Origin of the sequence: Henriciella barbarensis (assembly GCF_003576345.1) — a bacterium.
In the GTDB taxonomy this organism is placed as follows: Bacteria; Pseudomonadota; Alphaproteobacteria; order Caulobacterales; family Hyphomonadaceae; genus Henriciella; species Henriciella barbarensis.
The window spans coordinates 693,039-713,854 of the sequence record NZ_QWGB01000005.1; the positions used below are offsets into that span (position 1 = coordinate 693,039).

Genomic DNA, 20,816 nt, shown 5'->3' on the forward strand with positions numbered 1-20,816 from the left:
CTCCCATCCTGGAATGGGTAGCGGCGTGCCTATCAGCCTTATTCCTCGCCCATGTCCGGCACACCGACGACATGGAAGCCTGCATCGACGTGCAGCACCTCACCGGCCACCGAATGGCCGATGTCGGAGAGGAGATAGAGCGCCGCGCCGGCGACGCCTTCCATGCGCGTGTCTTCCTTGAGCAGGGACATGTCGCGGCCGGTCCCCATAAGTGACTTGCCGCCCTTGATGCCTGCCAGTGACAACGTGCGCATCGCGCCCGCAGAAATGGCGTTCACGCGGATGCCTTGCGGGCCGAGATCGCGAGCTGCATAGCGGGTCGAGGCCTCAAGCGCCGCCTTGGCAACGCCCATAACATTGTACGACGGCACAACGCGCTCTGCGCCAAGATAGGTCATGCAGATGATCGAGCCGCCATCGGGCATGATTTCAGAGGCGCGGCGTGCGCAGTCGATGAAGCTGTAGACAGAGATGTCCATCGCCCGGCGAAAGCCTTCACGCGTCGTATTGGCGACCATTGAACCTTGCAGCTCATCCTTGCCCGCAAAGGCGATGGAATGGACCAGGAAGTCGATCTTGCCCCACTTCTCCTTCACCTGCGCGAAGGCGGCATCCATGCTCGCATCATCCGTGACGTCAGCGGGGATCATCGTGTCCATACCGATCGACTCGACCAGTGGGCGCACCCTGCGTTCCAGGCTGTCACCCTGATAGGTGAAGGCGATCTCGGCGCCCTGCGCGGCGAGCTGTTTGGAGATACCCCATGCAATGGAGTTCTGGTTGGCGACACCCATAACGATGCCGCGCTTGCCCTTCATGAGATTGCCTTCCGGCATATTCCAGTCGTCAGCCATGAGCGTTCACTCCCTGCGAATATCTATGTCTGTGGTCCGGGCTAGGCGCGCCGAAGGAAAGCGTCAAGCGCCCGGAATACCGGTATCGCCGCCGAGCACGTTCTTAAGGCCGACCTTCATGTCGAGCGCCGTGTAGACGTGTTCGTCGTCGACATAGACACGGCCATTGGCGATGCCGAGATTCAGCCTGCCACGGCGCACGCGCTTGATGTCGATGACATATTTCACGAGCTTCTTGTCCGGCGTGATCTCGCCGGTGAACTTCACTTCGCCAACACCGAGCGCGCGTCCCTTGCCCGGTGAGCCAGACCAGCCGAGCCAATAGCCGACGGCCTGCCACATGGCATCGAGGCCAAGACAGCCCGGCATCACTGGGTCGCCCGGGAAGTGGCACTGGAAGAACCAGAGATCGGGCTTCACATCATACTCGCCGATGACGTGGCCTTTGCCGAACTCGCCGCCATCAAGACTGATCTCGGTGATACGGTCCATCATCAGCATCGGCGGTATAGGCAATTGTGCGTTACCGGGGCCGAAAAGCTGGCCCTGCCCTGATATCAGGAGATCTTCCTTCGTATAGGAGGATTGGGGCGTGTGAAAATCGTGTGGTCCGCTCATGCAATGCCTCTACTTGCCGTCAATTGCGATCAGGGCATGAGCCTGCCCCAATCCGCCTTGTCAAGCAAACGAGCAGGTTACAGGCCAGCTGTGTCTGTGTTCAGACCCCAGAGCGATGGCTTGTCGATCCAGCCAGTATAGGCCCCAGCGCTGATCTCGCACCACCTGTCATTGCAGCTATGCAGCTCCGCAAGAACACCCGGCTCAATCGTCGCGCGGGCAGGCGATGCCGATTGTGGTTTGCGGCGGAGCGCGACCTCCCGGGTCACGATAACGTGGTCAGGCTCGCTCAACTGGCCAACATGCATCCAGACCTCGTCGCCCTCGAAATCGCGTACCCGCGCCCAATCGGTGGTTTCCTTGACGATCAGGACAGGCATGCCTGCGCGCTCATACTCGAAGGCGACCTGATGGTCCGTCGACGGCCCGATACGTCCATTGACCCGCGCATAGCGCAGTGAGGCAAAGCGCGGCACCGGCTTTCCCGAGAACTGACTGATCTTCACCGACTGTGCAGAAGCAGACGGCGTTGCCAACTGACAGGCAGTCAGGATAAGGCAGGCAGATAGAAAAAGACGGAAAAATCCCAGCATGTGGCTATCTAGTCGGGGCTTGGTGAATCGGTCGTAAAGGCCGATGCGTCTGTTGCAGCAATTGGCGCAAGCGGTTCGCTCTGCTATGCGCTGACGGCAAGGAAAGGAAACGCGTATGACCGCAAAACGGCTGAAGGTTATCGTGACACGGCGCCTGCCGGACCCGGTGGAGCTCCGTCTGAAAGAGCTGTTCGACACCGAGCTCAACGAAACTGACACACCGTTTGACGACGCAAAACTTGTCGATGCGGTCAAACGTGCCGACGTACTGGTGCCAACCGTGACCGACGCGATCGATGCGCGCCTCCTTGCGCAGGCTGGCCCCCAGCTACGCCACATTGCCCAGTTTGGCGCAGGCGTTGACAATCTCGACATTGAAAGCGCCGTCCAGCGCGGGATCACCGTCACCAACACACCAGGCGTGCTTACGGATGATACCGCTGACGTCACCATGGCCCTGATCCTTGCGGTGCCGCGCCGCCTGCATGAAGGCATCAAGCTTCTTGAAGCAGGCAAGTTCGATGGCTGGGCGCCGACCTGGATGCTCGGCAAGCGGCTTGCCGGCAAACGCCTCGGCATCATCGGCATGGGCCGTATTGGACAGGCTGTCGCCCGCCGTGCAAAAGCCTTTGGCCTGCAGATCCACTACCACAACCGCAAGCCGGTGAACCGTCAGGTGACCGAAGAACTGGACGCGACGTACTGGGAAAGCCTCGACCAGATGCTGGCCCGTATGGATATCATCTCGGTGAACTGCCCGCACACGCCGGCAACTTTCCACCTTCTTTCCGCCCGCCGCCTCGATCTCGTTCGCAAGGACGCCTACATCGTCAATACGGCGCGCGGCGAAGTGATCGACGAAGCTGCCCTCGCCCGCGCCCTCAAGGCCGGCAAGATTGCTGGCGCCGGCCTCGACGTGTTCGAACGTGAGCCTGCCGTGAACCCTGAACTGCTCGGCCTCTCCAATGTGATGCTTTTGCCTCATATGGGATCTGCGACTGAAGAAGGCCGGATCGAGATGGGCGAGAAGGTCATTATCAACATTAAAACCTTTGCCGATGGCCACAGGCCACCAGACCGCGTCATTCCGGCCATTCTCTAGCCTCTGGCTTGACGCATCGGCTCGCCTGCTCTCAACTCAAGATCGAGTTGAGAGGGCAGGGTTTTGAAAAGATTACTGATTATACTGGCATGCCTCTGGCTACCATTCTGGACTTCGGCTCAGGGCGGCTATGGGGACGCGCTGCGAAACAGCACCACATTTCATGATTATCTACGTGCGCCAGCGCTGAGCAGCGTTGAACTCTCGCCGAACGGGCGCTGGCTCACGGGTGTGAAGCGGAACCATGAAGGTATCTTCGTCTTCGTCAGTGATCTCGACAATCCGCAAGCTCAGACGGTTGATCTGCCATTCGACGAATCGACTTTTGTGAACTGGGTCGAATGGGCGAACGACGACTGGCTGATCACGTCAGTAACCGTCTACGGCACTTTCGACGGCCAGATTTATACGCGCGCGGGTCTCAACTATTATACCTTCTCCGGTTTCGAGACGATGCCAATCCCGGTGACCCGGCTATACCTCCTGCGCCGGGACGGATCAGGCGTTCAGCGGGTCTTTGAAGGCGTGAAGTCTCTCGAAAAGCGCAATCTCAACCTTGGCCGGATTGTCAGCTTCCTGCCGAATGATCCTGATCATTTCCTCGTTGCGGCCACGTTGCGCGGCGATCTTGATCTATTCCGGGTCCAGGTTTCGACCGGCGCGCATGAACGCATTGGTGTGGGTAAGAAGGGCACCATTGGCTGGTACGCCGACATTAATGGCGAACCTGCCTTGCGGGTGGACGCAAACCGCCGGGGCACGCGCTACACATATTATGGGCGGCAGGATCGGCCGAATGGCAGGACATCCTGGAAGCGTCTGAAATCGGTTCGTGCAGATGAGCGCGCCGAAACCATCAAACAGAGCACGGAATTTCGTCCGCTCTCCCCTGGCGCGGTGACAGGCACTTATTATGTTGCCGCACGCCCTGCGGGTGAGCCCACGACCGGCATTCATCTCTATGATTTTACTACCGACACCTATGTGCGCCCGATCCGGGTCGACCCGGACCGCGATATCGAAGACGCGCTCATCAATCCGGAGTCCTATGAGTACCTTGGCAGCCGCTACTATGAAGACCTGTTGAAGACCGAATTCACCGACCAGACCATGCAGGCTCACATGGATGGTCTGTCGGGCATGTTCGAGACCGCGGTAAATATCGACTGGACCGACAGCAGCCGCGACGGGAAACGCTGGCTGGTCTATGCAAGCGGGCCGCAGGAGCCGGGCACATATTACGTCTATGACGTCGAGAACGCCCATATCCGCAATTATGGAAGCGCGTTTCCAAACCTTTCACCTTACAGGCTGTCGCCCGTCGAAATCGTGAAATACCGGGCGCGCGACGGACTGGAGATCACCGGCTATCTGACGATGCCGAAGGGCGTCGGAGACGGCGTGATCCCTCCGGTCGTCGTCATGCCTCATGGCGGGCCGGAAATGCGGGACACAATCACATTCGACCCGCTTGCGCAGATCCTCGCCGGCAACGGATATGCCGTCTTCCAGCCGAATTTCCGGGGGTCCTCTGGCTACGGGCTGGAGTTTGCCGATGCCGGAAGGCGCCAATGGGGCAAGGCCATGCAGCATGATATCGAAGACGGGTTCGCTCACCTCATTGCCGCAGGAAAGGCCGACCCGTCGAATGCCTGTATCTTCGGCTATTCCTATGGCGGCTATGCCGCCCTCGCGGCCGCGACAATGACCCCGGATCTATTTAAATGCGTCATTGCAGCGTCCGGGCCGAGCGATCTTCTGGAAATGCTGAACTGGGTGCGCGACGAGGATGGGAGTCGGTCAGACGAGTATGAGTACTGGACCCGGCACATCGGTGATCCGCGCCGCGACCGCGATGAACTTGCGGCGCATTCGCCCGCGCGTCTTGCTCAGTACGTGAAGGCGCCCGTCCTGATGATTCACGGGCATGAAGATGCGGTCGTGCCGGTCGAGCAGTCATCGCTCATGGTCGAAGCACTTAACGAAGCTGGCAAAAGCGTAGAGTTCGTCGAGCTTTATCGGTCGGGGCATTCGCATCGCATGGCCGGCGATCAGCGCAAGGAAATGGAGGCCATTATCGGCTTTCTCGACAGCCATCTTGCCGTTGATCCGCAGATCTGGTCGTTCAGCGGCGAGTGATCGTGATGGCTCGCAACAGGCAATAAAAAAGCCCGGCATCTCGCCGGGCTTTTCCTTGTTCATCTGAAAAGGCGCCTAGTGGACGCTAACAGGCTGCATCTCATAGGCACGGGCTGCGGCAAACGCAGCGTCACGGCCCTCTACGATGGCCAGTTGCTCACCCTCACCATTCGCAACCACGAACAGGGAGGTGCGATCATTGACGGCTTCCAGCGCCTCATCAGGCAGGCCGCTCAGTTCGTCGTCCGCAATCTGGCGTACATAAACCAGATCCTTCGCGGTGAAGAGCTTTGCAGCTTGATGTTCAAGGTCTGTCGTCATGGCATGCTCCTTCCTTCAAAGACAGGACCACGACACATGAGAACCCCGGCCAGGCGCCCCGCTAGGCGGCAGCACCGGATGTTGCCGGATCTTTCCGTGTCATAACTGAATCTGGGGGCTGATTATGCCGCGTTCAAGCCGCAATCGCGGCGATATGCGGGCAATCCGGCTTCTGCCAACCCCCGTCTGAACATCTGTTCAGATCAGTCGAAGAACTCCTCAATGATGATGTCTTCTTCGGCCACACCAATCTCTTTCAGCGCGCCGGCAATGTCTTCGACCATACCATCTGGGCCGCAGATATAGCATTTGCCCTTGCCCGGCTCGACACGTTCTTCGAGCAGCGCCCGGTCGATCTTTCTAGTGTGAACATCCGCATCGGCTTCGTCCGTGACGGTGAAATAAGTCTTGAGACCCTCCATGCGCTCGAACTCATCGCGATAGATGATATCTTCCTGCTTGCTGTTGGAGAAGATAAGCTCACAACCCTCAAGCGTTCCTTTGTCTTCGAGGCGCTTACGAAGGATCGCAATCATTGGCGTCACACCAGCGCCGCCCGCGATGAACCAGCCCTTGCCCTCATCCTCGATGGCACCCCATGGCTCGTCGACAAGTACGCGGTCACCTGGCTGCAACTTGGCGATCTGTTCGGTCACACCATCATGCTCCGGATAGGATTTGATGGTGAATTCGAGATATCCATCGGATGGCAAACTGGTCGGCGTGAACGGTCGTTTTTCCCCGCGCCAGTCATCCTTGTCGATAGCAAGGTCTACTGCCTGCCCTGGCTGAACGCCCAGTCCCGCAGGCTTGTCGAAGCGCAGCTTGAAGACGTCAGGTGTGACGGGCTCAATCGATTGTAGTGTAAGCGCGTAGCTCATCTCTTCTATCTCCGTGTCTTTTTCCAAAGTCACTGGAAAAACGGAATGTTCAGAAGGTGTGTTCCCGGTCGCAGAGTCGCAGGGCAACTATAGGATCGGCGACGTGGCAGAGCCTGCAGCCCTGAGCGCGTTCCAACGCGAAACAAAGTGAAGCCGGAATGTAAGGAAATGGTGGAGCCTAGCGGGATCGAACCGCTGACCTCCTGCATGCCATGCAGGCGCTCTCCCAGCTGAGCTAAGGCCCCGTACCAGTCGGAGACGCGTGAGTTATAGCCTCACGCGCCGCCGATCAAGTCCAATTGTCAGGACGATTTCGTGTCATCCTCATCGTCGCCGCCAACCTCGTCGGCGTCGTCATCTCCATCATCGTCATCCAGGTCGTCATCGTCGAGATCGATATCGTCGTCGAGGTCGAAGTCTTCCTCCTCCTCATCGTCGAGAGGGATGTCTTCGTCGTCGTCATCATCGTCGAGTTCGTCTTCGGAGAAGCCGGTCGGCACCTTGCCGGGGGCTGCTTCCTCATCTTCGTCCTCGTCATTGCCTTCCAGGACGACTTCATCAGCTTCCGAACCGAGTTCACGGGAGGCTACATCATCCTCCTCGTCCTCGTCTTCTTCGTCCTCTTCGACTTCTTCCTCATCGTCGATGTCGTCATCATCGGCGTCGCGGACGGCCGCCTTTTTCTTCTTTTTCTTTTTCGTCTCTTCTTCAAGATCGTCCTCGTCCTCATCGACAGGGACAGAGCTCTTGGCGCGCTTGGCCTTCAGCTTTGCGCTCGTCGTGCGTACCTCATCGTCTTCTGGATCGAATTCGGTCTTGCACTTCGGGCAAACGGCGGGGCGCTTGTTGAGATCGTAGAATTTAGCTTCGCAGCTCGGACAGATCTGCTTTGTGCCAAGATCAGGATCAGCCATTGGTAAGGAACTCCGGGCTCGATTTAATAATTGCCGGGGCGCTTGCCAGAAACCCCCGCCCCTGTCAAAGCGCTTTTGGCGTCGATCTGCAAAGGAGAAATCATTGGCATGGACTTCGTTCCCGGTTGATCGGTTTCAGGGCGCGATCCGTGCGCCCGGCGACAAGTCATGTTCTCACCGCGCGCTGATGCTCGCTGGCGCCGCCGCTGGCGTGTCTGAAATCTCCGGTCTGCTGGAAGGCGAGGACGTCATAAATACGGCCCGGGCCATGCAGGCACTGGGCGCCGACGTAGAACAGACCGCACCGGGACGCTGGCGCATAGAGGGCACCGGCAAGGCAGGTTTGCGCGCGCCCACTTCGCCGCTCGACTTCGGCAATTCCGGCACGGGGTCTCGCTTGATGATGGGGCTCATGGCCGGCTACCCCCTCACTGCAGAACTGACGGGCGACAAGAGCCTGTCCTCACGCCCCATGGCCCGCATAACCGATCCGCTGAAACTGATGGGTGCGAAGTTCGCGCCTGAAAGCCGCGACAAACTTCCCCTCACGCTAAGTGGACGCGCTGATCTCACCCCGATCTCCTACGCACCAAAGCAGGCTTCGGCACAGGTGAAATCTGCCATTCTTCTGGCCGGCCTCAATGCCGATGGCTTCACCGAAGTGACCGAACTCCACGCCACGCGCGACCATACCGAACGCATGTTGCGCAGCTTCGGTGTCGAGGTGGCGGTGCGCGCCGGCGAGGGCAGTCAGAATGTGGTCACGATTGAAGGCGGCCAGTCCCTGCAGGCCGTAGAGACGAGCATACCCGGCGACCCATCATCGGCTGCCTTCCTGATCGCAGGCGCGCTTATCTCGCCGTCCGGCGGCGTCGTCGTTGAGCACATCATGTCGAATGAAACGCGCGACGGCTTCTTCCAGGCAGCAGAGCGCATGGGCGCAGGTCTTGGTGCTGAAGAAATTGGCGACGGCGCGGGTGAACGTCTTGTCGACCTGCAGGCCGCAACGAGCGACCTGAGAGGCTGCGAGATTCCGGAATTCCTGGTCGCCGCCATGATTGACGAGTTTCCCATTCTTGCCGTCATCGCCGCCTTTGCCAAAGGTGAAACGCGGGTGCGTGGCGCCGAGGAACTGCGCGTCAAGGAAAGCGACCGCATCAGCGCCATCGTCGCAATGCTTCGCGTGAACGGGGTCGAGGTTGAGGAGCATGAGGACGGCTTCACTGTCATGGGCTGCGATGGCCCGCCACCCGGCGGCGGCCTTGTAGAGACCCGCCACGACCACCGCATAGCCATGAGCGCCCTCGTTATGGGTACGGCCAGCCAGAAACCTGTCGCCGTCGATGACATCGCGATGATCGCAACCTCCTATCCGGACTTCCTGGACCATATGCGTACACTCGGCGCCGACATCCGCGAAACCTGACTGGCGACCACCGAATTTATTTTCCCGGCCAGCTTGCAAACACCGCCATCCATGTATATCGTTTTTCGATAACATATATGGATGGAGGGTACATCATGAAACGCACACTTGTGAGCGTCAGCGCCATTGCGCTGTCAGGCGCCTGGCTTGCGGGCTGTTCGCCGGAAACCTTGAAATCGGCAGAAGCTCAGGAGAGCGCCCAGACCGATACGGAAGCCGTCGCCAGCGATCTTGCTTCCTACGACCTGATCGAGCGGGCCGCGATCTTCGGCAATCCTGAGAAAGCCCAGGGGCGCATCAGCCCGAATGGCGAGTATGTAAGCTGGATCGCCCCTGTCGACGGCGTCATGAACATCTGGGTTGCGCCTGCCGATGATCCGGATGCCGCTGAAGCGATTACCAATGACACCTATCGCGGCCTCAATGGTCACTTCTGGTCACCGGACTCCGCCTATGTCTATTACACACAGGACGATGGCGGGAATGAGAACTTCCACGTCTATGCCTCGAACGCGGAAACAGGTGAGACGCGAGACCTGACGCCTGTTGCCGACGGCGTGCGCGCTGTGATCCAGGGCGTCTCGAAAGAACAGCCCGGCAAGGTGCTGATCGGCCTCAATGACCGCAACCCGCAGCTTTTCGATCTCTATCTCGTCGATGTCGCGACGGGTGAGATGGAGCTCGCGGCCGAGAATCCAGGCTATGCCGGCTGGCTGATCGACAATACACTCACGCCGCGCTTTGGCCTTGTCCAGACGCCAGGTGGCGGCGCCTCGATCGTCGACATGGAAGGCAATGAGCTGACCTCCATCCCGGCTGAAGACTTCCTCACCACCAATCCGTTTGGTTTCAACGCGGCGAATGACGCCTTCTACGCAGTCGACAGCCGCAACCGTGACACCGCTGCGCTCGTCAAGATCAGCACCGAAGACGGGTCTGCCGAAGTCATCGCGGAGAATGACCGCGCCGATATCAGCGATGTTCTGCTTCATCCAGAAACCTATGAGCCGATGGCCTACGCCGCAGAGTATCTGCGCAATGAGTGGCAGCCGCTCACAGACGAGGCCGGGGCCGACCTCGACTTCCTTCAGTCTGAGCTAGAAGGCGATATCCAGATCGTCGCCGCCACCGATGACCTTTCCCGCATGGTCGTCTATTCAGGCTCTGCGACCCTGCCGGGCGTCTATTATGTCTATGACCGCAGCGCACAGACGCTGACGGAAATGTTCAAGACCCGGCCAGACCTCGCATCTTCGCCGCTTCAGCCGATGCACCCGGTTGAAATTGCATCACGCGACGGTCTGACGCTTGTCTCTTACCTGACACTGCCACCCGGCTCTGATGCCGATGGTGATGGCCGACCTGAGCAGCCTGTTCCGATGGTGCTCAACGTCCATGGCGGCCCATGGGCGCGTGATTCCTATGGCTACAATTCATGGCACCAGTGGCTCTCCAATCGCGGCTATGGCGTCCTGTCAGTCAATTATCGCGGCTCTACCGGCTTCGGTAAGGAATTCGTCAACGCCGCCGTCAAGGAATTCTCCGGCAAGATGCATGATGACCTGATCGACGCCGTCGAATGGGCCATTGAGGAAGACATCGCCATTGAAGACCAGGTCGCCATCGCAGGCGGCTCCTATGGCGGCTATGCGACACTTATCGGCGTGACCTTTACGCCGGATACCTTTGCCTGCGGCGTGGATATTGTCGGCCCGTCCAGCCTTGTGACGCTGGTCGAAAGCTTCCCGGACTACTGGAAGCCTTTCCTGGAGGGCACCTGGTTCAAATATGTCGGCGACCCGGCCAATCCTGTGGACCGCGAAGACATGCTGGCGCGCTCCGCAATCAGCCGTGTGGACGACATTTCCGTGCCGCTCCTCATCGGTCAGGGCGAGAACGATCCGCGCGTGACCAAGCTGGAATCCGATCAGCTCGTCGAGACGATGAACGAAAAGGGCCTTCCGGTTACTTATGTGAACTTCCCGGACGAAGGACACGGCTTTGCTCGTCCTGAAAACCGCCTCGCCTTCTACTCGGTGATGGAAGGCTTCCTCGGTGAATGTCTTGGCGGACGCGCAGAGGATTTCGGCGCAGCTTTCGAAGGCTCGACTATCCAGGTGCTGGCGGGCGCCGAATATGTCGATGGGCTCGAAGAAGCCGTCGCGACATCGGCCCCGACCGATGAAGCAGAAACCGAGGACGGCGAATAGAACACCGCGCCAAAAGCAAGAAGATGACAGGCCGCCGCCCCCGCCAGAAGGGGCGGCGGCTTTTCTTTTGGCACTTGACCCCGCCATTCTGCGTTGGGCTTTCACAAACGACAGGGAGCCGACATGAAAGGCCGCATCCATCTCTATCAAGGCAATATTCTCGACGTAGACTGCGAGGTAATCGTGAACGCTGCGAACAGCTCACTAATGGGCGGCGGCGGCGTGGACGGTGCGATCCACCGTGCAGCCGGCCGGGACCTCAAGGACGCCTGCAAACCGCTTGCCCCATGTCCGACCGGAGAGGTTCGCGTCACCGAAGGCTTTGGCCTTTCCCCGCGTCTCATCTTCCACACGGTTGGCCCGGTCTGGCGCGGCGGCGATCAAGGCGAGGCAGAATTGCTGAAGGCCTGCTATCGCCACTGCCTTGAGGAACTTGTTCGGCGCGACCTGACCTCCATCGCCTTTCCGGCAATCTCGACAGGTGTTTATGGTTATCCTGCTAATGAGGCCGCGGGCATAGCCGTAAACACCTGCCGCGAATTTGCGAGAGATCACGAGGTGAAGGTCATCCTCACTGCCTTCGAAGACAGAATGGCGACAGCCTTCGAAGGCGCGCTCGATCAGCCCTGACGGGTGAGTGCGTCAATCGCCTCAAGATGAGGTGCAAGATGGAGATCCTGCGCGGCAAGCCAGTCTGGATTGTAGTAGGTGTCGAGATAGCGTTCACCACCGTCGCAGATGAGCGTGGCGACACTGCCGTCTCGTCCTGCAGCGCGCATTTCGGCCATCAGGTGTAGCGCCGCCCAGACATTGGTGCCGGTCGACCCGCCGCACTTCCTGCCTAGTACCGTTTCAAGCCAGTGTATTGTCGCCAGGGACGCCGCGTCCGGGACCTGCACCATCCGGTCGATCACCCGCGGCTGGAACGACGCTTCTACCCGTGGCCGCCCGATCCCCTCAATCCGTGAGCGCGTCTGCAAACGCACGTCGCGGTCACCAGAATTGTAATAGTCGTAGAAAACGGAGTTTTCAGGGTCGGCCACACAAAGCTGCGTCTTGCCGGAAAGATCGCCGCGATAGCGGATAAACCGCCCGATCGTGGCCGACGTGCCCCCCGTCCCTGCGCTCATGACTACCCAGTCCGGAATAGCGTGTTCTTCCAGCTCAAGCTGCGCAAAAAGGCTCTCGGCGATATTGTTATTGCCGCGCCAGTCCGTGGCCCGCTCTGCATAGGTGAACTGGTCCATATAATGGCCGCCCGTTTCGTGCGCGATCCGCTCAGCTTCGGCATAGATTTGCGAGGCAGGCACCGCACGGGTCTCTGCGCCATAGAAATTGATCTGGTCGATCTTCTTCTGGGCAGTCCCTTCCGGAACGACAGCGATAAAGCGCAAGCCCAGAAGCTTGGCGAAGTACGCTTCTGAAACGGCGGTTGAGCCTGACGAGCTTTCCACCACAACCGTGTCCGGGCCGATCGCGCCATTGCAGATGCCGTAGAGATAGAGCGAGCGCGCCAGCCGGTGCTTCAGACTGCCGGACGGGTGGATGGACTCGTCTTTCAGATAGAGTTGCTGGCCCGAAAAACCCGGCAGGTCGACCCGGATGAGATGCGTGTCGGAGGAGCGATTGAAGTCGGCGTTGAGACGACGCACCGCCTCGCACACCCAGTTGCGTTGTGCACATAGACCACTCATCAGCCAGTCATCCTTGTATCTCCGCCTGCCATGAAGCCCGAATTGACAGGTGACTGCACCGCAATGCAAGGCTGGTTGACCCTTCCGGCTACATGGCGCATCTGTCCGCGCCATGATTATTGCCATTGATGGAACGCTCGCCTCCGGAAAGGGGACGATTGCCCGCCGCTTGTCGGACCTGTTCGCATTGCCGCACATGGACACAGGCCGTCTTTATCGCGCGACAGGCGTCGCCGCCATGAATGCCGGCGCTGACCTCAGCGATGCTGCCGCGGTTGCGGAAATCGCCTCGAAGCTGGAACCGTCGCTCTTCACCGAAGCCGAACTTCGCACCGCAGATGCCGGCCTTGCGGCGTCAAAGGTTGCTGTCCTGCCTGAGGTGCGGGCCGCCCTGCTAGAGCTGCAGCGCAACTTCGCGAACCAACCGACCGGTGCCATCCTTGATGGTCGTGACATAGGCACGGTCGTCTGCCCGGAAGCAGATGTGAAACTCTGGGTCGATGCCGATGTCGAAGTGCGCGCCAGGCGCCGCCACGCTGAGCTGGAAGCTGCTGGCGACACGATCACGCTCGATGAGCTGACGGCCCAGCTGCGAGAGCGCGATGAGCGCGACCGCAACCGCAAGGACGCGCCGATGGTCGCTGCCGCAGATGCGATCTTGATCGATACGACTGATCTGACTATAGACGCGGCTGTGAACAAGGCGCGGGCCGCCGTCGAAAAGGCGAACTCCCGTACCGGCTAGCAGGTTCTGGCGCATCTGGCGTCAAATCCAAAAACCTCTGCCCGCCTCGTTCAAGACCCTGACCCTGCGATTACGCCAGCAATTCCGCTTGCGCGTCATAAACCCGTTTGGGTCGGACCTGGAGTTTACATGTCTACTGAAACAATGAATCCGAGCACCGACGACTTCGCCTCTATGTTCGAAGACTCGGCGGCTGCTTCTACTCTGCAGGAAGGCCGTGTGGTCCCTGCAACGGTCGTTGCCATCACCGGCGACAACCTGATCCTCGATGTCGGCTTGAAAGTCGAAGGCCGCGTCGCCCTTAAAGAATTCATGCTCGAAGAAGAGCAGCCGAAACCGGGCGACATTGTCGAGGTCTTCCTCGAGCGTATCGAAAACCTGATGGGCGAAGCCGTTCTCTCGCGCGACAAGGCGCGCCGCGAAGAGAGCTGGATCAAGCTGGAAGACAGCTACAACAAGGACGAGCCGGTCAAAGGCGCGATCTCTGGCCGTGTCAAAGGCGGTTTCACCGTCGATCTCGGCGGCGTCAATGCGTTCCTTCCTGGTTCGCAGGTCGACATTCGCCCGGTGCGCGACGTTGGCCCGCTGATGGGCGAAGTTCAGCCTTTCGCAATCCTCAAGCTCGACCGCGCCCGTGGCAACATTGTTGTCTCGCGCCGTGCGATCCTTGAAGAGAGCCGCGCCGAACAGCGTGCAGAAATCGTCGAAGCGATGAACGAAGGCGATGTCCGCGACGGCGTCGTCAAGAACATCACCGATTACGGTGCGTTCGTTGATCTCGGCGGCATCGACGGCCTCCTTCACGTCACCGACATGAGCTGGAAGCGGATCAACCACCCAAGCCAGGTCGTCAATGTTGGCGACACGGTGAAGGTCCAGATCATCAAGGTGAACGAAGAAACCCAGCGTATTTCGCTCGGCATGAAACAGCTCGAGGCCGATCCTTGGGAAGGCATCGAGAGCAAGTACCTCATCGGCACCCGTCTTCCAGGCGTTGTCACGAACATCACCGATTACGGTGCGTTCGTTGAGCTTGAAGATGGCGTCGAAGGCCTGATCCACGTCTCTGAAATGAGCTGGACCAAGAAGAACGTCCATCCTGGCAAGATCGTGTCGACCACTCAGGAAGTCCTCGTCGAAGTGCTCGACGTCGATTCCGAAAAGCGTCGTATCTCGCTTGGCCTCAAGCAGACCCAGGACAATCCTTGGTCGGCATTCCTCGGCGACCACCCTCCGGGCACGGAAGTCGAAGGCGAAGTTCGCGGCATTACCGAGTTCGGTCTCTTCATTGGTCTCGGCCCAGAGCTCGACGGCATGGTCCATATCAACGACATTTCGTGGGATGTGCCAGGTGAGCAGGCGATCGCCAACTTCAACAAGGGCGATCAGGTCCGCGCCAAGGTGCTCGACGTCGACACCGAAAAAGAGCGTATCTCGCTCGGCATCAAGCAGCTTTCGGGCGATCCGATGTCCGATCTCGACGTTCGCCGCGGCGACACGGTCACCTGTACGGTCAGCGAAGTCACCTCCGGTGGCATCGAGGTTCAGTTCGGCGATCCGGCCATGACGGCCTTCGTCCGCCGTTCAGACCTGTCCCGCGACCGTTCCGAGCAACGCCCAGAGCGTTTCTCTGTCGGCGACAAGATCGACGCCAAGGTCACGCAGATGGACAAGGCTTCGCGCCGCGTCTCCGTTTCGATCAAGGCGCTCGAAATCTCCGAGGAGCAGGAAGCCGTCAAGCAGTATGGTTCTGCTGACAGCGGTGCCTCGCTCGGCGACATTCTTGGTGCCGCGCTCGCATCGGGCGACGACAAGGAGACCTCCGACAAGGTCACCGAGACCCCGGATGAGATCGACGAAGACGATAACTAGGCCTGTTTAACGGCTTAATTATTGGTAATTCCGGTCGATTCGGAAGAAACCTGACATAGTTTGGGGCGGAGCCACTGGTTTCCGCCCCAAATTTCATTTACATTCAACGTTATGCTCAGGTCAGAACTGATTGCCCGTCTGGCAGAAGAATATTCGCATCTCCGGCACGATGATCTGGAAAAGATCGTCGCGGTGATCCTTGATGAAATCGCTGATGCGCTGGCCGACGGTAACCGCGTCGAGTTACGCGGCTTCGGTGCCTTTTCGGTCAGGGAACGAAAACCGCGCACCGGCAGGAACCCCCGCACTGGCGAGACCGTCGAAGTGAAGGCCAAACGCGTGCCTTTCTTCCGGCCCGGCAAGGAATTGCGCGCGCGCGTCAATGGCGGCGACGATCCCGAAGCGCGATAGTTTCGAGCTATTGTACGGCCGTCATTCTCTCACAACTGGTTGACGCTAGGTCCAAAGCTGGGAATATCGGGTTTGCCGTAGGGGCGGCATGCTCAGGGAGACATTCTAATGTTCAAGGAATTCAAAGAGTTCGCAATGAAAGGAAACCTGGTCGATCTGGCCGTTGGTTTCATTCTTGGCGGTGCGTTCTCGACCATCGTGAAGTCGCTCGTAAACGACATCATCATGCCGCCGCTCGGCCTGGTCCTCGGCGGTGTCGACTTCGCCGATCTTCACCACCCGCTGGATGGCGGCACGTATGAGTCGCTCGAGGCCGCGAACGAAGCTGGGGCGCCGGTCATCGCGTACGGCCTCTTCATCAACAACGTGATCTCCTTTGTGATCATGGCGCTTGCCCTGTTCTTTGTCGTAAAGGGCATCAACAACATGAAGCGCAAGCAGGAAGAAGCCCCGGCAGAGGCGCCTCCGCCGCCGCGCGAGGAAGTCCTTCTGGAAGAGATCCGCAACCTGCTCGCTAAGCAGCAGAGCTAAGGCAAGACTTCCTTCGCAAGAACAAGAAAGGGCGGCTCCGATGGGGCCGCCCTTTTCGCATCTTCGATCGCCGAAACCGACCTAGTATTCGTAGATTTCCCAGCCGGTCATCTCGATCGTATAGGCTGCGTCGGCCAGCTCTGTATCCTGCCGGGCCGTGCGGATGGTTCCCTCGATCCAGACCGCCTGCGACAGGTCGCGAAGCTTGATCTTGTCTTCGGTCTCGACAAACACCGTCTGGTTTGGCGGCGGCGGCGGGGCATGCAGACAGGCGCCGTAATACGGCACCAGAAGGAATTCGGAGATTTCCGCCTCAGACCCGTAATCAAACGGCACCGTGTATCCGGGCAGGCGTATCTTCATGCCATCAAGGTCGTCGACGACATTGAATGTGCCGATCTGGATGGCCTGGTCGGCGGCGGAGCCTTCGGCAATGCCGCCGCCAGAATATAGCCGCGCCATTTGCGCCTGATACATTTCGGCGATGCGTTCTTCCTCGCCCTCCGGCATCAGTTCTTCCCAACCGATTTCGGTCACACCGCGTGCTTCCAGCTCAGCGTCACGCTGGGCCTGTTGCGCCAGAGACGAACTTTCAGGTTCCGGCACCGGATCGCCAATTTCAGGCTCGCTCGCGGAAGACTGGCCGGTAGGTTCAGTCACTTCCGGCGTATCAGGTTGCGGCTGGGCCGCTTCACTGGTCTCGCCGCCACAGGCTGCGATGACCAACAGACTGGCGGCGGAGAGTAGAGGGTGAAAATGTTTCATGCGTTCAAAATAGTGCGTCCCAGAGCCCGCTGCTACAGGCAAGTTCAGGATTAGCGCCCATCCTCTTATGGCTAGAGTTTCACTGTCAGTCCGTCAGCCAGCGACCGGCGGAGCGCCATGACCGCCGGGATCGTCCCGATCAGGGTTGCCGCGCCGAACACTGCGAGAACCGTCCAGCCATCAATGGCCGAAATACCAAGCCCGCCAATGGAGATGCCATAGGCGGACGACAGCATTGGCCCCGCGATAAGCAGGCCAAGCTGCACAAGCATAACGCCGGAAATTGCGCCGCAAAGGCCCAAAAGGGCCGCTTCGGCCACCATCAGGAAAAAGATATGTCCGGGCCGCGCGCCCGTCGCCCGCAGGATCGCCATTTCCCGGCGTCGTTCGTTGAGGCTCGTCAGGATGCTGGTCAGCACAGAAACGAGGCCAACTGCGATCACGAAGACCGACACCGCGATGAGTGCACGCTCGACAATCCCCGTTACCTGCCACAATTCGCCAAGCGCCACGCCGGGAATGATTGCCAGCAATGGCTCACCGCCTTGCGTGTTCAGCGCCCGCTGCGTGCGCAGCAGGCTGCCGCGTTGTTCCAGTCCGACGAATACGGCCGTGACTGACTTGGGCGTCAGGTCGAAGCCCCGGATCATATCCTCACTGATCGTATCGGCGAACGGGCTACGCGTGCCGCTCTCCCAGCCGACATGTATTGCGGTAATTCCCTCAAGCGGCACATGGATAGACCGGTCTACGGGGGTCCCGGTCGGCGACAGAATGCCTGTGACGATAAACGGTTTGTCCTCATGGTCGGTCAAGCCACCAGCGCCGAGGCCATGCGTCAGGACCAGCTCGCTGCCGATCGAATAGTCCAGCTCTTCGGCGACATCCGCGCCGATGACCGTTTCGTAAATATCGCTGAAAAGCCTGCCTTCCGAAACGCGAAGCTGATTGCCACCGCCATGACGGTAGTGTTCGAAATAGGACTCATTCGTGCCGACCACGCGGAAGCCACGATGATTGTCGCCAAGCGATAGTGGGATCGTCCATGCAACGTCATCGCGCCCATCAATCGATTCATACGTGTCCCAACTAATTTCAGCGGTCGCGCTCCCCAGTCGGAAAACCGAATAGAGCAGCAAATTTATCTGACCTGTAGGCGCGCCGACAATCAGGTCGGTCCCCGAAATCGTATTGTCGAAGCCGGCCCGCGCGCCATTTCGAACCTTGTCGACGCCCAGGAAGAGCGCGACGGACAAGGCCACGGCGAGAATTGTCAGCAGCGCCGATCCTCGCCGGTTCATCAGGCTGCGCCAGGCAAGGCCCAGAATGGATAAGCCCATCAGATGCCTCCCTTCGCGCGGTTGATCTCTGACAGGTCCACGCTGCGGTCAAAATGCCCTGCGAGCGACGCATCGTGGCTAACGAAAAGAAGGGCTGAACCAGAGCGGCTCGCTTCCTCATTCAACAGCTCAATGAAGCGATCACGTGCATCAGCATCGAGCGCAGACGTCGGCTCGTCAGCAATGATAAGATCCGGACCCCCAATAAGCGCGCGGGCAACCGCGACGCGCTGCTGCTGGCCGACTGAAAGTTCTGTTACAGGACGGGCGAGCAGACGCTCGCCGCTGAGGCCGAGGCGTGAGAGCAGCCTCACCGCCTCCTCGTGCAACTGCCCTTCCCCGCCTGCCGCCTGCCGACGGGGCGACGAAAACCTGCAGGGCAAGGTCACATTCTGGACAAGCGACAGGTACGGCACGAGGTTGAACATCTGGAAGATGACACCCAGCCGGTCCGCCCGCAACGCATCTCGCTTCGGCCCGCTCAGCGCCATCATGTCATGGCCCAGCACTTCTACCTTGCCGGATTGCGGCTCAAGCACGCCAGCAATCAGGCCAAGCAAGGTGGATTTTCCAGAGCCGCTGGGCCCACGCAGGAACACACGTTCTCCGGCCTCTACCCTGAAGCCGGGAATGTCGAGCAGGGTCGGACCATCCTGCCAGGCGAAGCGTAAATCAATGAGATCGATGACAGGCGGTGTCGTCACGATAGGTCTAGTTGATCCTGAGTTCCGGGTTCGAACGTGTAAGCTCTGCACTCGTCTGCGTCACATCCGAAACATAGACTGTCTCGACCTCTGACAAGGTCGGATACGCATTGAACGCCACGACGCGGATAGCCTTGAGCGCGCCAACATCCGCGCAGTCATAATCTGCTGATGCCTGAAGTTCGCCGTGGCCGTTCGCGAGACGCGTCGACATGGACCGGGAAACCAGATCGCATCCGACATCGCCAACAAGATTCACAATATTCGTCTCGTCTCGCAGCGTTTCCTGTACCGCTTCAATCTTGGCCTGATCTTCATCGGTCTGCGGGCTCTCGGGCGCGCCGACGGAAGCGAGTGGTGCATCGAAGGAAATCGAAATTGTGCTGTTCTGCACAGTGACCGCAAGCATCGCATAGCCATGCTGATGGCTACCTAGCCGCACGGCAGGTTCATCTGCCGATTGATCGCGGTCATGGTCGTTGTGATCACCTTCGGCTGAAGCGCGCTCTACATGAGCGTGATCTTCGGTTTCGATGACCATTTCGTCCGTCTCGCCATCGACCATGTCAATTTCGGTCGTTTCCTCTTCGACATTTATCTCGGTCTCGGTCGTTTCCTGCGGTTCAGACGCATCGGAGCCCGCCTCGACACCACAGGCGGCCAGCATGGCGGCTGAAGCCAATACGACAAAGCTTGCACTGCAATACTTCATGATACTCCCTTTCGCGCGCCACCATCGGGGTGTATGGGCTCGCAATCCATAAATGAGATACTATAACGTCTCAATCAGCAATCGTGCATTAATGCAAGTTCGCCCGCTCGCGGACATAAAGAGCAAGTCAGGCAATCCAAGTCCATGCTGTCTTACCTGCAAGCGCCTTTGCTATTTGGACTCATTGCCGCTTCCGTCACGACGGTCGGCCTGGTGATCGTGGCCCGCCGCGCGACATGGACAGAAAGAAACGCGTCGATTTTCGGGCTTGCCGCTGCCGGCATGCTCGCAACGCTCGCCTTCCTTCACATCATTCCAGAAGCTTTTCATCTTTCGCAGCAGGCGCCTGTCTGGCTTGCGGCAGGCTTTTTCGGGGGCCTCCTTCTTCACAATGCTGTTGCGCTCCTCTTTCCCGAACGGCCCGGGCGCAAGCCCGTGAACATCGCCTTCACCCCGATTATCGCCATCGCCTCTCACTCCTTCATCGACGGCATCATCTATGCGGTCACATTTGCGAACAGCTTCGAGTCCGGCCTCTATGCCTCCCTTGGCCTCATCCTCCATGAGTTCCCGGAAGGCGTGATCGCCTTTGCGATCATGAAGCGGGCCGGGGTCAGCAACATGAAGGCGTTCTGGATCGCCTTTCTGGCCGCCGCGGCCACGACGCCTGCAGGGGCGCTTGTCTCAGCGCCCATCATGTTCATGCTGGAGCCGGAATTGCTCGGCGCTCTGTTCGCAATGTCGGCGGGGCTTCTTCTGTTCGTCGCGACCGGCCCCCTCATGGCCCCGCTCAAGGAAACCAGACCCGCACGGGGCCTCGGCGCTATTGCCGCAGGAGTTGTCGCGGCAATGGTGATCTTCCTCGCCCCCATCCATGGTGGGCACCATCATGATATGAATACCGTCCACGATGATGATCACGACCACGCCCCTGGCATGGACCAGCCTGATTTCTCACGGATGTAAGCGGGCTCAGCTCGCGCT

21 protein-coding genes and 1 tRNA gene are annotated in these 20,816 nt (G+C 59.3%); 10 read left to right on the forward strand and 12 right to left on the reverse strand.

The window, feature by feature from the left end; all coding sequences use genetic code 11:
• Positions 1-38: 38 nt before the first annotated feature.
• The 3 genes from D1224_RS06340 to D1224_RS06350 form a co-directional block, all read right to left on the reverse strand.
• Positions 39-854 carry an enoyl-ACP reductase FabI gene (locus D1224_RS06340; protein WP_119379057.1) on the reverse strand — a complete coding sequence of 272 codons (816 nt, stop codon included), beginning with the start codon at positions 852-854 and terminating at the stop codon, positions 39-41.
• A 63-nt stretch (positions 855-917) separates the two neighbouring features.
• Positions 918-1,472, reverse strand: coding sequence for a bifunctional 3-hydroxydecanoyl-ACP dehydratase/trans-2-decenoyl-ACP isomerase (gene fabA, locus D1224_RS06345; protein WP_119379058.1), 555 nt, complete (start codon positions 1,470-1,472; stop codon positions 918-920).
• Between the two features lie 77 nt (positions 1,473-1,549).
• A complete protein-coding gene (locus tag D1224_RS06350; protein WP_182482187.1) occupies positions 1,550-2,008 on the reverse strand; it encodes an SH3 domain-containing protein in 459 nt (152 codons plus the stop codon).
• Between the two features lie 172 nt (positions 2,009-2,180).
• Here D1224_RS06350 and D1224_RS06355 point away from each other — a divergent pair, with 172 nt between their 5' ends.
• Positions 2,181-3,167 (forward strand): 2-hydroxyacid dehydrogenase, encoded by a 987-nt coding sequence (locus tag D1224_RS06355; RefSeq protein ID WP_119379060.1) that lies wholly within the window; start codon positions 2,181-2,183, stop codon positions 3,165-3,167.
• Positions 3,168-3,398: 231 nt separating this feature from the next.
• A complete protein-coding gene (locus D1224_RS06360; protein ID WP_182482188.1) occupies positions 3,399-5,306 on the forward strand; it encodes an alpha/beta hydrolase family protein in 1,908 nt (635 codons plus the stop codon).
• A gap of 75 nt (positions 5,307-5,381) precedes the next feature.
• Here D1224_RS06360 and D1224_RS06365 read toward each other — a convergent pair whose 3' ends face one another.
• The 4 genes from D1224_RS06365 to D1224_RS06380 all read right to left on the reverse strand — a co-directional run bounded on the left by D1224_RS06365 (position 5,382) and on the right by D1224_RS06380 (position 7,422).
• A complete protein-coding gene (locus D1224_RS06365) occupies positions 5,382-5,627 on the reverse strand; it encodes a DUF1150 family protein (RefSeq protein ID WP_119379062.1) in 246 nt (81 codons plus the stop codon).
• 203 nt (positions 5,628-5,830) lie between these two features.
• A complete protein-coding gene (locus D1224_RS06370) occupies positions 5,831-6,508 on the reverse strand; it encodes an FAD-binding oxidoreductase (RefSeq protein ID WP_119379063.1) in 678 nt (225 codons plus the stop codon).
• Between the two features lie 169 nt (positions 6,509-6,677).
• Positions 6,678-6,753 (reverse strand) — tRNA-Ala (locus tag D1224_RS06375).
• A 57-nt stretch (positions 6,754-6,810) separates the two neighbouring features.
• Positions 6,811-7,422 (reverse strand): TIGR02300 family protein, encoded by a 612-nt coding sequence (locus tag D1224_RS06380; RefSeq protein WP_119379064.1) that lies wholly within the window; start codon positions 7,420-7,422, stop codon positions 6,811-6,813.
• 103 nt (positions 7,423-7,525) lie between these two features.
• On the opposite strand from D1224_RS06380, the gene aroA reads away from it, so the two are divergent.
• The 3 genes from aroA (at position 7,526) to D1224_RS06395 (ending at position 11,688) form a co-directional block, all read left to right on the forward strand.
• On the forward strand, positions 7,526-8,848 hold the full coding sequence (aroA, locus tag D1224_RS06385) for a 3-phosphoshikimate 1-carboxyvinyltransferase (protein ID WP_119379065.1): 1,323 nt from the start codon (positions 7,526-7,528) through the stop codon (positions 8,846-8,848).
• A gap of 95 nt (positions 8,849-8,943) precedes the next feature.
• Complete coding sequence (locus tag D1224_RS06390) at positions 8,944-11,058, forward strand: S9 family peptidase (RefSeq protein ID WP_119379066.1); 2,115 nt, start codon at positions 8,944-8,946, stop codon at positions 11,056-11,058.
• Between the two features lie 123 nt (positions 11,059-11,181).
• Positions 11,182-11,688, forward strand: coding sequence for a macro domain-containing protein (locus D1224_RS06395; protein ID WP_119379067.1), 507 nt, complete (start codon positions 11,182-11,184; stop codon positions 11,686-11,688).
• Here the strand turns inward: D1224_RS06395 and D1224_RS06400 are convergent.
• The gene (locus D1224_RS06400; protein ID WP_119379068.1) at positions 11,679-12,752 is read right to left on the reverse strand and encodes a PLP-dependent cysteine synthase family protein; all 1,074 of its coding nucleotides are present in this window, start codon (positions 12,750-12,752) and stop codon (positions 11,679-11,681) included. The two genes, D1224_RS06395 and D1224_RS06400, sit on opposite strands and share 10 nt — an antisense overlap.
• A 112-nt stretch (positions 12,753-12,864) precedes the next feature.
• Between D1224_RS06400 and cmk the strand changes: the two genes are divergently transcribed.
• From cmk to mscL, 4 genes are all read left to right on the forward strand, one after another.
• On the forward strand, positions 12,865-13,497 hold the full coding sequence (gene cmk, locus D1224_RS06405; protein WP_119379069.1) for a (d)CMP kinase: 633 nt from the start codon (positions 12,865-12,867) through the stop codon (positions 13,495-13,497).
• Between the two features lie 129 nt (positions 13,498-13,626).
• Positions 13,627-15,369, forward strand: coding sequence for a 30S ribosomal protein S1 (gene rpsA, locus D1224_RS06410; RefSeq protein WP_119379070.1), 1,743 nt, complete (start codon positions 13,627-13,629; stop codon positions 15,367-15,369).
• A gap of 111 nt (positions 15,370-15,480) precedes the next feature.
• Positions 15,481-15,780: an integration host factor subunit beta gene (locus D1224_RS06415; RefSeq protein ID WP_119379071.1), complete on the forward strand. Its 300-nt coding sequence runs from the start codon at positions 15,481-15,483 to the stop codon at positions 15,778-15,780.
• A gap of 108 nt (positions 15,781-15,888) precedes the next feature.
• Positions 15,889-16,311 (forward strand): large conductance mechanosensitive channel protein MscL, encoded by a 423-nt coding sequence (mscL, locus tag D1224_RS06420; RefSeq protein WP_119379072.1) that lies wholly within the window; start codon positions 15,889-15,891, stop codon positions 16,309-16,311.
• 81 nt (positions 16,312-16,392) lie between these two features.
• Here mscL and D1224_RS06425 read toward each other — a convergent pair whose 3' ends face one another.
• The 4 genes from D1224_RS06425 to D1224_RS06440 all read right to left on the reverse strand — a co-directional run bounded on the left by D1224_RS06425 (position 16,393) and on the right by D1224_RS06440 (position 19,832).
• Positions 16,393-17,076 carry a DUF3299 domain-containing protein gene (locus D1224_RS06425; RefSeq protein ID WP_119379073.1) on the reverse strand — a complete coding sequence of 228 codons (684 nt, stop codon included), beginning with the start codon at positions 17,074-17,076 and terminating at the stop codon, positions 16,393-16,395.
• A gap of 71 nt (positions 17,077-17,147) precedes the next feature.
• A complete protein-coding gene (locus D1224_RS06430) occupies positions 17,148-18,416 on the reverse strand; it encodes an ABC transporter permease (protein ID WP_182482189.1) in 1,269 nt (422 codons plus the stop codon).
• A complete protein-coding gene (locus D1224_RS06435) occupies positions 18,416-19,120 on the reverse strand; it encodes an ABC transporter ATP-binding protein (protein ID WP_119379074.1) in 705 nt (234 codons plus the stop codon). Before D1224_RS06435 ends, D1224_RS06430 begins: the two co-directional genes overlap by 1 nt.
• Positions 19,121-19,127: 7 nt before the next feature.
• On the reverse strand, positions 19,128-19,832 hold the full coding sequence (locus D1224_RS06440; RefSeq protein ID WP_119379075.1) for a ZrgA family zinc uptake protein: 705 nt from the start codon (positions 19,830-19,832) through the stop codon (positions 19,128-19,130).
• Between the two features lie 144 nt (positions 19,833-19,976).
• Here D1224_RS06440 and D1224_RS06445 point away from each other — a divergent pair, with 144 nt between their 5' ends.
• Positions 19,977-20,798, forward strand: a complete 822-nt coding sequence (locus D1224_RS06445) for a ZIP family metal transporter (protein ID WP_119379076.1) — start codon at positions 19,977-19,979, stop codon at positions 20,796-20,798.
• The last annotated feature ends 18 nt before the right edge of the window (positions 20,799-20,816 follow it).

Bases quoted from the DNA above. Each gene is read 5' to 3' on its own strand.
- D1224_RS06400 (WP_119379068.1), bottom strand. From the start codon at position 12,752: ATGAGTGGTCTATGTGCACAACGCAACTGGGTGTGCGAGGCGGTGCGT.
- rpsA (WP_119379070.1), top strand. From the start codon at position 13,627: ATGTCTACTGAAACAATGAATCCGAGCACCGACGACTTCGCCTCTATG.
- D1224_RS06365 (WP_119379062.1), bottom strand. From the start codon at position 5,627: ATGACGACAGACCTTGAACATCAAGCTGCAAAGCTCTTCACCGCGAAG.
- D1224_RS06370 (WP_119379063.1), bottom strand. From the start codon at position 6,508: ATGAGCTACGCGCTTACACTACAATCGATTGAGCCCGTCACACCTGAC.
- D1224_RS06445 (WP_119379076.1), top strand. From the start codon at position 19,977: ATGCTGTCTTACCTGCAAGCGCCTTTGCTATTTGGACTCATTGCCGCT.
- D1224_RS06430 (WP_182482189.1), bottom strand. From the start codon at position 18,416: ATGGGCTTATCCATTCTGGGCCTTGCCTGGCGCAGCCTGATGAACCGG.
- D1224_RS06395 (WP_119379067.1), top strand. From the start codon at position 11,182: ATGAAAGGCCGCATCCATCTCTATCAAGGCAATATTCTCGACGTAGAC.
- D1224_RS06340 (WP_119379057.1), bottom strand. From the start codon at position 854: ATGGCTGACGACTGGAATATGCCGGAAGGCAATCTCATGAAGGGCAAG.
- fabA (WP_119379058.1), bottom strand. From the start codon at position 1,472: ATGAGCGGACCACACGATTTTCACACGCCCCAATCCTCCTATACGAAG.
- D1224_RS06415 (WP_119379071.1), top strand. From the start codon at position 15,481: ATGCTCAGGTCAGAACTGATTGCCCGTCTGGCAGAAGAATATTCGCAT.
- D1224_RS06425 (WP_119379073.1), bottom strand. From the start codon at position 17,076: ATGAAACATTTTCACCCTCTACTCTCCGCCGCCAGTCTGTTGGTCATC.
- mscL (WP_119379072.1), top strand. From the start codon at position 15,889: ATGTTCAAGGAATTCAAAGAGTTCGCAATGAAAGGAAACCTGGTCGAT.
- D1224_RS06440 (WP_119379075.1), bottom strand. From the start codon at position 19,832: ATGAAGTATTGCAGTGCAAGCTTTGTCGTATTGGCTTCAGCCGCCATG.
- D1224_RS06380 (WP_119379064.1), bottom strand. From the start codon at position 7,422: ATGGCTGATCCTGATCTTGGCACAAAGCAGATCTGTCCGAGCTGCGAA.
- cmk (WP_119379069.1), top strand. From the start codon at position 12,865: ATGATTATTGCCATTGATGGAACGCTCGCCTCCGGAAAGGGGACGATT.
- D1224_RS06355 (WP_119379060.1), top strand. From the start codon at position 2,181: ATGACCGCAAAACGGCTGAAGGTTATCGTGACACGGCGCCTGCCGGAC.
- D1224_RS06390 (WP_119379066.1), top strand. From the start codon at position 8,944: ATGAAACGCACACTTGTGAGCGTCAGCGCCATTGCGCTGTCAGGCGCC.